The 12,935-nt window shown below is 63.9% G+C and carries 9 protein-coding genes; 8 read left to right on the top strand and 1 reads right to left on the bottom strand.

The genetic code is table 11. From position 1 onward, the window contains the following. Positions 1–70: 70 nt before the first annotated feature. The 5 genes from U4Y88_RS07260 to U4Y88_RS07240 all read left to right on the top strand — a co-directional run bounded on the left by U4Y88_RS07260 (position 71) and on the right by U4Y88_RS07240 (position 8,124). Positions 71–1,723: a transglycosylase SLT domain-containing protein gene (locus U4Y88_RS07260; protein ID WP_310633837.1), complete on the top strand. Its 1,653-nt coding sequence runs from the start codon at positions 71–73 to the stop codon at positions 1,721–1,723. Positions 1,724–2,364: 641 nt separating this feature from the next. Beyond that, entirely contained in the window at positions 2,365–3,501 is a 1,137-nt protein-coding gene (gene carA / locus U4Y88_RS07255) for a glutamine-hydrolyzing carbamoyl-phosphate synthase small subunit (protein ID WP_224008390.1), read from the top strand. Positions 3,502–3,639: 138 nt separating this feature from the next. Continuing rightward, positions 3,640–6,894, top strand: coding sequence for a carbamoyl-phosphate synthase large subunit (carB, locus tag U4Y88_RS07250; RefSeq protein ID WP_224008393.1), 3,255 nt, complete (start codon positions 3,640–3,642; stop codon positions 6,892–6,894). 206 nt (positions 6,895–7,100) lie between these two features. Next, positions 7,101–7,577, top strand: coding sequence for a transcription elongation factor GreA (gene greA / locus U4Y88_RS07245; RefSeq protein WP_224008396.1), 477 nt, complete (start codon positions 7,101–7,103; stop codon positions 7,575–7,577). A gap of 79 nt (positions 7,578–7,656) precedes the next feature. After that, a complete protein-coding gene (locus U4Y88_RS07240; RefSeq protein ID WP_310633843.1) occupies positions 7,657–8,124 on the top strand; it encodes a DUF4149 domain-containing protein in 468 nt (155 codons plus the stop codon). Between the two features lie 99 nt (positions 8,125–8,223). On the opposite strand, the gene U4Y88_RS07235 is transcribed toward U4Y88_RS07240, so the two are convergent. After that, positions 8,224–8,769, bottom strand: a complete 546-nt coding sequence (locus U4Y88_RS07235; RefSeq protein ID WP_224008398.1) for a YhbY family RNA-binding protein — start codon at positions 8,767–8,769, stop codon at positions 8,224–8,226. 249 nt (positions 8,770–9,018) lie between these two features. Between U4Y88_RS07235 and U4Y88_RS07230 the strand changes: the two genes are divergently transcribed. The 3 genes from U4Y88_RS07230 to folP all read left to right on the top strand — a co-directional run bounded on the left by U4Y88_RS07230 (position 9,019) and on the right by folP (position 12,878). After that, on the top strand, positions 9,019–9,681 hold the full coding sequence (locus U4Y88_RS07230; RefSeq protein WP_321783175.1) for an RlmE family RNA methyltransferase: 663 nt from the start codon (positions 9,019–9,021) through the stop codon (positions 9,679–9,681). Positions 9,682–9,911: 230 nt separating this feature from the next. Next, positions 9,912–11,807: an ATP-dependent zinc metalloprotease FtsH gene (gene ftsH, locus U4Y88_RS07225; RefSeq protein ID WP_224008418.1), complete on the top strand. Its 1,896-nt coding sequence runs from the start codon at positions 9,912–9,914 to the stop codon at positions 11,805–11,807. A gap of 264 nt (positions 11,808–12,071) precedes the next feature. Next, positions 12,072–12,878, top strand: coding sequence for a dihydropteroate synthase (gene folP, locus U4Y88_RS07220; protein WP_224008494.1), 807 nt, complete (start codon positions 12,072–12,074; stop codon positions 12,876–12,878). The last annotated feature ends 57 nt before the right edge of the window (positions 12,879–12,935 follow it).

The raw sequence follows: 12,935 nt of genomic DNA, 5'->3' as shown, positions 1-12,935 counted from the left end.
TCCGATTGACGGAAACGTGTGCGTTCCGTACTATCGGCTGCAAATTCCAGCCTTGCGGATGTAGACGTTCATGCGATTTATCCTCAGTGCGCTGCTGGTCCTCATGCTCGCCGCGTGCGCGAGCGGCGGGCCTGCGGCGAATTCAGCCAGCTCACTTTCTCCCGCCGATCCCCAGGCGCGCGCCGACCAGATCCGTAAGACTTCCGCAGCGAAAGAAACGATTAACGTCGATAACGGCTCGGTCGATCAGCTCACGAGTCCCGACGCCGATCTTTGGGGCCGCATTCGCCGCGGCTTCCAGATGCCCGATCTGCAAAGCGATCTGGTCGACATGAATGCGCAGTGGTATGCGGAGCGCCCCGACTACGTGGCGCGCATGACCGAGCGCTCGCAAAAATATCTGTACCACATCGTCGAAGAGCTCGAAGCGCGCCATATGCCGACCGAGCTCGCGCTGCTGCCGTTCATCGAATCCGCCTATAACCCGCAGGCGCTGTCGGTCGCGAAGGCCGCGGGCATGTGGCAGTTCGTGCCGGGCACGGGCCGCACCTACAACCTCAAGCAGAACATGTGGCAGGACGAGCGCCGCGACGTGCTGGCCTCGACCAGCGCCGCGCTCGATTACCTCTCGCGTCTGCACGACATGTTCGGCGACTGGTATCTCGCGCTCGCCGCGTACAACTGGGGCGAGGGCAACGTGCAGCGCGCCATCGCGCGCAACCAGGCCGCCGGTCTGCCGACCGACTACCAGAGCCTGCGCATGCCCAACGAGACGCGCAACTACGTGCCGAAGCTTCAGGCGGTCAAGAACATCGTGATGAATCCGCAGCAGTACGGCCTCACGCTGCCTTCGATCCCGAACCACCCGTATTTCGTCACCGTCACCACGTCGCACGACATCGACGTGGACGTCGCCGCCAAGCTCGCGAACATGGCGCCCGACGAGTTCCGCTCGCTCAATCCGTCGTTCAAGAAGCCGGTCATTCTCGGCGCGACCGATCCGCAGATCCTGCTGCCGTTCGATAACGCCAGCGCGTTCGAGCGCAACCTGAAGTCGTATTCGGGCCAGCTTTCGTCGTGGACCGTCTACACGACCGACTCGCGCGCCACGCCGGCGGCCATCGCGCAGAAGATCGGCGTGGACGCGGACACGCTCATGTCGGTCAACAAGATTCCGTCGGGTATGCGCCTGAAGGCGGGCTCGACGCTCGTGGTGCCGCGTACCGACGACGGCGACGACGAAGACATCAGCGCCGACGTCGCGGAAAGCGCCGTGCTCGCGATGGAGCCGGACGTGCCCGACACGCGCAAGATGCTGATCCGCGTGCGCCGCAAGCAGTCGATGGAAACGATCGCGGGCCGCTATGGCGTCTCGGTCGGCCAGCTCAAGGCGTGGAACCGTACGCATCGCGACCTGGTTTCGCCGGGTCAGGTGCTGGTGCTGCACGTGCCGGTCGGCAAGTCGATGCCGAGCGAACCGGGCCCCGAGCGTCTGGCAACGAACGTTTCCGGTGGTGGCGTGCAGCGCATCGGCACCCGTATTGCAGACACCGGCTCGAAGTCGCGCTACGATAAGAAGCACGGTCGCGCGCATAACGATGTCGTCAAGGTTTCCGAACCGGTCAAGGCGAAGTCCTCCAGCGCAGCGCCCAGCAAGGCGTCGAAGGGTACGGCGAGCCGCTCGAAGGCCGACACCCACACGCAGAAGCACACGTCCAAATAGCGGCCGCGTAGGGTGCTCAGCCATGTGTTGCGGGGGCAACGCATGGTGTTTCGCTCCGATCACTACTAGCCTTTTGACGCCGTCACCCCGCCAGGTGGCGGCGTTTTCGTTGGTGGGTCCGTTATTGCAATAAGCGCAAGCGGCCGCGAGATAGAAGGGCGCGAGCCTGTCGGCGTTCAGCGTCCGCGGGTCGTACCCGATCCGGCATCCCCTTGCCGTGCGCGCCGCCTATATTTGAAACGGCGGTGGAAAGGGCACACGAAAGGGCGCCGATCCGGCGCTTGCCGCCGCGCCGCTCGCCCGGCGTCATCTCGAAATTTGAAGGAAAGGGCAATTTCGCGCTATAATTTCAAGGTTTGAGCTTATCAACCCGCACCCTAGCGCCTACCTCCCCCCATCCGTTCATCCGCCGCCCGCGCTTTACCGTCAAAATGGCCGGCTGCCGCCCGATCGAGCGTCACAAACGCACCTTCAGGCCCGGCGCCCAGACTGCCAGACGCACGGTCGAGCCGCGCAACGAGTGCGCCGCGCGCGCGTCCCGATCCCACCAGACAGGATGCCGACGCCGCAGCCGCTCCAGGTCGCAAGATCGCAACGTCGGATAACAGGTCGGCACAGGGTGCTCCCCCAAGGAGTCTCCCGTGTTGCCGTCATTCTCTCCCGCTCTGCTCGCGCTCGCCGACGGCACGGTCTTTCGTGGTTATTCGATCGGCGCGTCCGGCCATACGATCGGTGAAGTCGTGTTCAACACGGCCATCACCGGTTATCAGGAAATCCTGACCGACCCGAGCTACGCTCGCCAGATCGTCACCTTGACGTATCCGCATATCGGCAACGTCGGCGTCAACGCCGAAGACGTCGAAGCCACGAAAGTCCATGCCGCCGGTCTGATCATCCGCGACCTGCCCGTGCTCGCCTCCAACTTCCGCATGGAGCGCACGCTCGGCGACTATCTGAAGGACGAAGGCGTGGTTGCCATCGCCGGCATCGATACGCGCAAGCTCACGCGTATTCTGCGCGACAAGGGCGCGCAGAACGGCGCGATCCTCGCCGGTTCCGACGACGAAGCCAAGGCTATCGAACTCGCGCGCTCGTTCCCGGGCCTCGCGGGCATGGACCTCGCGAAGGTCGTCTCGACCGACAAGTCCTATACGTGGAACACCACGGAATGGCGTCTGGGCGAAGGCTACCGCACGCAGTCGGCGCCGAAGTACAAGGTCGTGGCGTTCGACTACGGCGTGAAGCAGAACATCCTGCGCATGCTCGCCGAGCGCGGCTGCGACGTCACGGTGCTGCCGGCGCAAGCCACGGCTGAAGACGCACTCGCGCTGAACCCGGACGGCGTGTTCCTCTCGAACGGCCCCGGCGATCCGGAACCGTGCGACTACGCGATCAAGGCGGCGCAGGCGTTCATCGAGCGCGGCATCCCCACGTTCGGCATCTGCCTCGGCCACCAGATCATGGGCCTCGCCGTCGGCGCGAAGACGCTCAAGATGAAGACGGGCCACCACGGCGCGAACCATCCGGTCAAGGATCTGACCGATGGCCGCGTGGTCATCACGTCGCAGAACCACGGTTTCGCGGTCGACGCCGCCACGCTGCCCGCCAACGCGCGCGTCACGCACGTGTCGCTGTTCGACGGCACGCTGCAAGGTTTCGAGCTGACCGACAAGCCGGCATTCTGCTTCCAGGGCCACCCGGAAGCGTCGCCCGGCCCGCAGGACATCGGCTATCTGTTCGACCGCTTCACGGCGCTGATGGACAAGGCCAAGGCGTAAGCCCGACGCCCGCAGGAACGAGCAGAGCAGGGTGCGCAGCGAGCCGGAATTCAGACCGGCCCACGCGCGCACCCGGCGGCAAGCAGAGCAGGCAAGCCGCCAGACGTAAAAGACACAGGAATATTTAGCGAGAGCGTTATGCCCAAGCGGACAGACATCAAGAGCATTCTCATCATCGGCGCGGGTCCGATCATCATCGGCCAGGCGTGCGAGTTCGATTATTCGGGCGCGCAGGCATGCAAGGCGCTGCGTGAAGAGGGCTACAAGGTCATCCTCGTCAACAGCAATCCGGCGACGATCATGACCGACCCGAACACGGCCGACGTCACCTACATCGAGCCGATCACGTGGGAAGTGGTGGAGCGCATCATCGAGAAGGAGCGCCCGGACGCGATCCTGCCGACGATGGGCGGCCAGACCGCGCTGAACTGCGCGCTCGACCTGCATCACCACGGCGTGCTGACGAAGTACAACGTCGAGCTGATCGGCGCATCGCCGGAAGCAATCGACAAGGCCGAAGACCGCCAGAAGTTCAAGGACGCGATGACCAAGATCGGTCTCGGTTCGGCCAAGTCGGGCGTCGCGCACTCGATGGAAGAGGCGCTCAAGGTGCAAGGCGAAATCGCCGAGCAGACCGGCACGGGCGGCTATCCGGTCGTGATCCGTCCGTCGTTCACGCTCGGCGGTTCGGGCGGCGGCATCGCGTACAACCGCGAAGAGTTCGAAGAGATCTGCAAGCGCGGTCTCGACCTCTCGCCTACGCGCGAACTGCTGATCGAAGAGTCGCTGCTCGGCTGGAAGGAATACGAGATGGAAGTGGTCCGCGACAAGGCGGATAACTGCATCATCGTGTGCTCGATCGAAAACCTGGACCCGATGGGCATCCACACCGGCGACTCGATCACGGTCGCGCCGGCGCAAACGCTCACCGACAAGGAATACCAGATCCTGCGCGACGCTTCGCTGGCAGTCCTGCGCGAGATCGGCGTGGACACGGGCGGTTCGAACGTGCAGTTCTCGATCGACCCGCGCACCGGCCGCATGATCGTGATCGAAATGAATCCGCGCGTGTCGCGTTCGTCGGCGCTGGCCTCGAAGGCGACGGGCTTCCCGATCGCCAAGGTCGCGGCGAAGCTGGCCGTCGGCTACACGCTCGACGAGCTCAAGAACGAAATCACCGGCGGCGCGACCCCGGCTTCGTTCGAACCGACGATCGACTACGTCGTCACGAAGATCCCGCGTTTCGCGTTCGAAAAATTCCGCGAAGCCGATTCGCGCCTCACCACGCAGATGAAGTCGGTCGGCGAAGTGATGGCGATTGGCCGCACGTTCCAGGAATCGTTCCAGAAGGCGCTGCGCGGTCTCGAAGTCGGCGTCGACGGTCTGGACGAAAAGACCACGAGCCGCGACGAGATCATCCGCGAGATCGGCGAAGCCGGCCCGGACCGCATCTGGTATGTGGGCGACGCATTCCGCGTGGGCATGACGCGCGAAGAGATCTTCGAAGAAACCGCGATCGACCCGTGGTTCCTCGCGCAGATCGAACAGATCATCCAGAAGGAAGAAGCGGCGAAGGGCCGCACGCTCGAAAGCCTCTCGAAGGACGAGCTGCGCTACCTCAAGCAAAGCGGTTTCTCGGATCGCCGTCTGGCGAAGCTGCTCGGTTCGAACGCCGCCGACGTGCGCAAGCGCCGTATCGAGCTGAACGTGCGCCCGGTCTACAAGCGCGTGGACACGTGCGCGGCCGAGTTCGCCACGAAGACCGCCTACATGTACTCGACCTATGAGGACGAGTGCGAGGCGAACCCGACGAACAACAAGAAGATCATGGTGCTGGGCGGCGGCCCGAACCGGATCGGCCAGGGTATCGAGTTCGACTACTGCTGCGTTCACGCCGCGCTCGCGATGCGCGAAGACGGCTACGAAACGATCATGGTCAACTGCAACCCGGAAACCGTTTCGACCGACTACGACACGTCCGACCGTCTGTACTTCGAGTCGCTTACGCTCGAAGACGTGCTCGAAATCGTCGACCTCGAAAAGCCGGTTGGCGTGATCGTGCAGTACGGCGGCCAGACGCCGCTGAAGCTCGCGCTCGACCTCGAGGCGAACGGCGTGCCCATCGTCGGCACCTCGCCGGACATGATCGACGCGGCCGAAGACCGCGAGCGCTTCCAGAAGCTGCTGCAGGACCTCGGTCTGCGTCAGCCGCCGAACCGCACCGCACGCGCCGAAGACGAAGCGCTCAAGCTCGCCGACGAAATCGGCTACCCGCTCGTCGTGCGTCCGTCGTACGTGCTGGGCGGCCGCGCGATGGAAATCGTCCACGAGCCGCGCGACCTCGAACGCTACATGCGCGAGGCCGTGAAGGTGTCGAACGATTCGCCGGTGTTGCTCGACCGCTTCCTGAACGACGCGATCGAATGCGACGTCGACTGCATCTCCGATGGCACGGACGTGTTCATCGGCGGCGTGATGGAGCACATCGAACAGGCAGGCGTGCACTCGGGCGACTCGGCTTGCTCGCTGCCGCCGTACTCGCTGTCGCAGGAAACGGTCACGGAACTGAAGCGTCAAACCGCCGCAATGGCGAAGGCGCTGAACGTGGTCGGCCTGATGAACGTGCAGTTCGCGATCCAGCAAGTGCCGCAGGACGACGGTTCGAAGAAGGACATCATCTACGTGCTGGAAGTGAACCCGCGTGCTTCGCGTACGGTGCCGTACGTGTCGAAGGCGACCAGCCTGCCGCTCGCGAAGATCGCGGCGCGTGCGATGGTCGGCCAGAAGCTGGCGGAGCAGGGCGTGACGAAGGAAGTCGTGCCGCCGTACTTCAGCGTGAAGGAAGCGGTGTTCCCGTTCATCAAGTTCCCGACCGTCGACCCGGTGCTCGGACCCGAAATGCGTTCGACCGGCGAAGTGATGGGCGTGGGCAAGACCTTCGGCGAAGCGCTGTTCAAGTCGCAGCTCGCGGCCGGTTCGCGCCTGCCGGAGTCGGGCACCGTTTTCATCACGGTGATGGATTCGGACAAGCCGAAGGCCGTCGAAGTCGCGCGCATGCTGCACGAACTCGGCTACGGTCTGGTCGCGACGCGCGGCACGGCTGCGGCGATCGAAGCGGCCGGCGTGCCGGTCAAGGTCGTCAACAAGGTGAAGGACGGCCGTCCGCACATCGTCGACATGATCAAGAACGGTGAGATTTCGCTCGTGTTCACGACCGTCGACGAGACCCGCGCGGCGATCGCCGACTCGCGTTCGATCCGCATGAGCGCGCAGGCGAACAAGGTCACGTACTACACCACGATGTCCGGCGCACGCGCCGCCGTCGAGGGTCTGCGCTACCTGAAGAACCTGGAAGTCTATGATTTACAAGGCCTCCACGCTCGCCTAAACTAAGGCTACCTTTGCCTGTCCAATACGGAACGAGGCAGGCAAAAAGCTGAATGTGCCGCGGTTAAGCGGCGTCCCAACAGGGTTTTCAGGCTGCGCTAATGTGCGCCGCCGCCCTCGCGGGATGCACTTAACCGCGGAATTTTTTTTATGGCCGTCCGCGCATGTGCGGGCGGCATCAATACGGCCCCAAGCGGCTGAACGAGTTGTTTATGAGCACGATTCCCTTGACCAAGCGCGGCGCAGATCAACTTCGCGAAGAACTGCAGCGCCTGAAATCCGTCGAGCGTCCGGCGGTCATCAATTCGATCTCCGAAGCGCGCGCCCAGGGCGATCTGTCCGAAAACGCGGAATACGACGCCGCGAAGGAAAAGCAGGGCTTCATCGAAGGCCGCATCGCTGAAATCGAATCGAAGCTGGCGGCTGCGCAGGTCATCGACCCGTCGACGCTGGAGGCCGAAGGCCGCGTCGTGTTCGGTTCGACCGTCGATCTCGAAGACCTCGAATCGGGCAATACCGTCACGTACCAGATCGTCGGCGACGACGAAGCCGACCTCGAACACGGTCTGATTTCGGTGAGCTCGCCCATCGCGCGCGCGCTGATCGGCAAGTCGGAAGGCGACGTGGCCGCGGTGCAGGCGCCGAGCGGCGTGCGCGAGTACGAAGTCATCGAGGTTCGTTACATCTGAGAAGGCGCCGATCATGGGTCACGACGTGAAGAATGACGTGAGCGCCGACATTGCTGCTGCCCGCCCGGGCGCGTCGCTCGTGCCGCACCGGCTGTTCGCGCTGATCGCGATGCTGTGGGTCGGCAGCCAGCTGACTATCGGTTATGCGGTGGCGCCCGTGCTGTTCGCGTCGCTCGACCGCATGTCGGCGGGCGCGATCGCGGCGCAGGTATTTCGCATCGAAGGCATGATCGGGCTCGTGAGCGGCGTGCTGCTGCTGGTGCTCGCGAACGTGTTCGTGAAGCGCGGCGAGGTGGGGTATCGCCGGCTGCGCTGGCTGCTGGTCGGCATGCTGCTGTGCGTGGTGGTCGGCTATTACGCGCTGCAACCGTTCATGAACGCCATGCGCATGAACGCGGCGCAGGCCGGCATCGACATCGCGCATTCGGCTTATGCGAGCCGCTTCGGCATGCTGCACGGCATTTCGAGCCTGTTCTATCTGGTGCAGAGCCTGCTGGGTGCGTGGCTTGTGTGGCTGCTGCCTTCGGCGCGCGGCGTGCGCCGATAAGTCGGGTGCGCGCGACTCGATCGCGCAATGAAAAAAGCGCGGCATGCGTGCCGCGCTTTTTTATTTCAGTCAGTCGGGCGATGTACCGCCCGAGCCTGCTTACTTGGCGTTCTGATGCGAACGCTTCGCGCTGGTCTGACGCTTCTTGGCGCGCTTGACGTTGCCGCCTTGCGTGACGCGCTCGTTGCCCTTGACCGTGACGCTTTGCTTCTTCGGCTTGCGCATCGGGTTGTCCGACGGCTTGACGACCTTCACGACGCGCGGCGAGGCGCCGCGCTTGCCGGCTTCGCGCGCGCTCGGCACATCGCCGGCCGGACGCGACACGGTGCCGCGCGCGCCGGCGCGGGCCAGGGTGGTCTTCGGCTTGGCTTGCTCGGGCTTGTAGATCACCAGCAGCTTGCCGATGTGCTGGATGGGCGCCGCGTTCAGGCGGTCGCAGATCTCTTCGTAGATCGCGAGGCGCTCTTCGCGCTCGTCGCCGAACACCCGCACCTTGATGAGCTGGTGCGCGTCGAGGTGAACCTGGATTTCCTTGAGGACGGCGTCGGTCAGTCCCTCGGCGCCGATGAGCACGACCGGTTTGAGCGCGTGAGCCGCGGAACGAAATTCGGAGCGCTGTTCGGCAGTAAGAGTGAGGGCGGGCATGGGATGTGGCAGACTCGACTAAAATGACGGCGCTCGCCATGAATCGCGGCCACACAACGAGGGGCCGCCGGGCGAAAGGCGCGTCGGAAACAACGGAAAAACCGTGGAGGACGGCGCGGCGCGGGCAGAGACCGGCAGGCGCGGCGGTGCAAACACGCCACAGAAACCGGACGGGCCGCGACGGCCGCACGAATTAAACGCGTATTATCCGCTAAAAGCGCGACATCACGCAGCAAGAGTTCATCTTTAATGGCAAAAAACCGCTTCAACACGTCGTGGCTGCACGACCATATTAACGATCCGTACGTGAAGATGGCGCAACGGGAGGGGTATCGCGCCCGCGCCGCCTACAAGCTGAAGGAAATCGACGAGCAGGACAAACTGATCCGTCCTGGCATGGTGATCGTTGACCTCGGCGCCGCGCCCGGCAGCTGGAGCCAGTACGCGCGCAACAAGCTCGTGCAGAGTTCGAAGCGCGACGAGCAGCGTCAGGGCGGCATCGACGGCACGATCATTGCGCTCGACCTCCTGCCCATGGAGCCGATCGCCGACGTCCAGTTCCTGCAAGGCGACTTCCGCGAAGACTCCGTGCTCGCGCAACTCGAAGAAACGCTGGGCGGCCGTCCGGTGGACCTTGTAATTTCGGACATGGCACCCAATCTGTCGGGGGTCGCGTCTGCGGACGCCGCGCGCATCGAGCATATTTGCGATCTCGCGCTCGAGTTTTCGCAGAATCATCTGAAATCTGATGGTGCCCTTTTAGTAAAATGCTTTCACGGCAGTGGTTACAGCCAGATCGTCGAGAACTTCAAGCATCAGTTCAAGGTCGTGGCCGCGCGCAAACCGAAGGCTTCGCGCGATAAATCGTCCGAAACGTTTATATTGGGCAAACATCTGAAGCGACCCCGTTAAACCGGGCAACGCGAAAGAATCGGTTCCAGTGCAGCAGGCGTTTTGCAAGAACTGTCATAAAGCGGTGCGAAAAAGCTTCGCGCCGCCCCGAAAGGCAGTTCCGACAAGGCGCGCGGGCTATCCCGACCTTAGCGAAACGTTATGGCGAGCCCCTGCGTACTGGATTAGAATGCTTTGGTGGTGTCGCAAGGCAAATGTAGGCGCCCGTCTATGAGTGAAGGAGTGGTGCTTTGAACAACAACATGTTTTCGAAGGCAGCGGTGTGGTTGGTAATCGCACTGGTGCTGTTTACGGTGTTCAAGCAGTTCGACAAGCCCCGTGTCCAGGAAGGCGTTTCCTATTCGCAGTTCATGGACGACGCGAAGAACGGCAAGGTCAAGAGCGTCGTGGTGCAGGGGCGGAACCTCACGGTCACTCCGGCCGACGGCCAGAAATACCAGATCGTCTCCCCCGGTGACATCTGGATGGTCGGCGACCTGATGAAATACGGCGTGCAGGTGAGCGGCAAGGCCGACGAAGAGCCGAACGCGCTCGTCTCGGCGCTGTACTACCTCGGGCCTACGCTCCTGATCATCGTGTTCTGGTTCTACATGATGAGGCAGATGCAGGGTGGCGGCAAAGGCGGAGCGTTCTCGTTCGGCAAATCGCGCGCCCGTCTGATCGACGAGAACAACAACGCGGTCAACTTCTCCGACGTCGCGGGCTGCGACGAAGCGAAGGAAGAAGTGTCCGAGCTCGTCGACTTCCTGCGTGATCCGCAAAAATTCCAGAAGCTGGGCGGTCGCATCCCGCGCGGCGTGCTGCTGGTCGGCCCTCCGGGTACCGGTAAGACGCTGCTCGCGCGCGCCATCGCCGGCGAAGCGAAGGTGCCGTTCTTCAGCATCTCGGGTTCGGACTTCGTCGAAATGTTCGTCGGCGTGGGCGCGGCCCGCGTGCGCGACATGTTCGAGCAGGCCAAGAAGCACGCGCCCTGCATCGTGTTCATCGACGAAATCGACGCGGTCGGCCGCCATCGTGGCGCCGGCATGGGCGGCGGTAACGACGAGCGCGAGCAGACACTGAACCAGATGCTGGTGGAAATGGACGGCTTCGAGGCCAACTCGGGCGTCATCGTGATCGCGGCAACCAACCGTTCGGACGTGCTCGACAAGGCGCTGCTGCGTCCGGGCCGCTTCGACCGCCAGGTCTACGTCGGTCTGCCGGACATCCGCGGCCGCGAGCAGATCATGAAGGTTCACCTGCGCAAGGTGCCGATCGCCAACGACGTGGACGCAGCGGTCATCGCGCGCGGCACGCCGGGCTTCTCGGGCGCCGACCTCGCGAACCTCGTGAACGAAGCTGCACTGTTTGCGGCGCGTCGCGGCAAGCGCATCGTCGAAATGCAGGACTTCGAAGACGCGAAGGACAAGATCTTCATGGGTCCGGAGCGCAAGTCGGCCGTCATCCGCGAAGAAGCGAAGCGTGCCACGGCGTATCACGAGTCGGGTCACGCCGTGATCGCGAAGCTGCTGCCGAAGGCCGATCCGGTCCACAAGGTCACGATCATTCCGCGTGGCCGTGCGCTGGGCGTGACGTGGCAGTTGCCCGAGCACGACAACGAAACGTACTCGAAGGACTATCTGCTGGACCGTCTGGCGATTCTGTTCGGTGGCCGCGTGGCGGAAGAGTTGTTCATGAACCTGATCAGCACGGGTGCCTCGGACGACTTTAACAAGGCAACGCAGACGGCCCGCGCAATGGTCACGCGCTTCGGCATGACCGACGCGCTCGGACCGATGGTCTACGCCGACGACGACAACGACGGCGGCGCATTCGGCAAGGGCTTCACGCGTGTGATTTCGGAAGCCACGCAGCAGAAGGTCGACGCGGAAATCCGCCGCGTGCTCGACGAGCAGTACAGTCTCGCGAAGCGTCTGCTCGACGAAAACCGCGACAAGGTCGAAGCCATGACCGCCGCGCTGATGGAGTGGGAAACGATCGACGCCGATCAGATCAACGACATCATGGCCGGCCGTCCGCCGCGCTCGCCGAAGAGCAGCCCGTCCTCCGCGGGCGACGCTTCCTCGGGTGGCAGCAGCACGGGCACCGAAGTCAAGCCCGGTAGCAGCGCCACTGCGCCGGCCTGACCGCCTGTAGTGCGTCAGATCGAGTAAAGTTGCGGGCCGGTGTGATCTTCACATCGGCCCGTTTTGCATTTCTGGCTGCATTGATGGTCGCCGCGCCGCGCGAGCCTTCGGGCTGGCGTTTGCGGGCGACCGCATTTCGTTACACCTCTGACGTTTCTTGACGTGCCCAATCTGACCTCACAGGGTAATAATCTTCACCCTGAGCTTGCCCCGGAGCCGCTCGCCTGCGGCCGTTTCACGCTGACCTTCGAGCGACCGCTCGTGATGGGGATTCTCAACGCGACGCCCGATTCGTTTTCCGACGGCGGCCGCTATGTGGCATTCGACGACGCGCTGCGCCGCGCCGAGCAGATGATGCTCGACGGCGTGGACATCATCGATATCGGCGGGGAGTCGACGCGCCCAGGCGCGCCGCCCGTGCCGCTCGATGAAGAACTCGAACGCGTGATCCCGCTGATCGAACGGCTCAAGGGCGCGAATGTCCCGCTGTCGATCGATACGTACAAGCCGGACGTCATGCGCCACGCGATTGCGGCGGGCGCGGACCTGATCAACGACATCTGGGGCTTTCGTATGCCCGGCGCCGTCGAGGCCGTGCGCGAAAGCGACTGCGGGCTGTGCGTGATGCACATGCTCGGCGAGCCGCAGACGATGCAGGTCGGCGAGCCCGACTATGACGATGTCGTGCGCGAGGTGCGCGAGTTTCTGGCCGGACGCTGCGCCGAGCTCGAAGCGGCGGGCGTCGCGAAGGCACGCATCAGCGTCGATCCGGGCTTCGGCTTCGGCAAGTCGGTGATCGAGCATAACTACGCGCTGCTCGCGCAGTTGCCGCAAACCGCGCCGGCGGTGCCGCAAGGCGTCGCGCCGTATCCGATCCTCGCGGGCATGTCGCGCAAGTCGATGCTCGGCGCGCTCGTGAACCGGCCCGCGCCGGAGCGCGTGGCGGCCAGCGTCGCCGCGGCGGTCTGCGCGGCGCAGAAGGGCGCGGCGATCATCCGCGTGCACGACGTGGCGCCGACCGTCGACGCGCTCAAGGTGTGGGGCGCCATGCGCGCCGCCGAGCGCGCTTGAGCGGGCTTAAGCGGGCGAGAAGCAAGCGATCGGGAAGGCCGTGAAGACGGCCGCCAT

The sequence above is a fragment of the Paraburkholderia sp. J94 genome, assembly GCF_905220285.1.
GTDB classification, from domain to species: Bacteria; Pseudomonadota; Gammaproteobacteria; order Burkholderiales; family Burkholderiaceae; genus Paraburkholderia; species Paraburkholderia tropica_A.
Note: the sequence above shows the minus strand (reverse complement) of the source record. Positions and strands in the feature narration are given on the sequence as shown.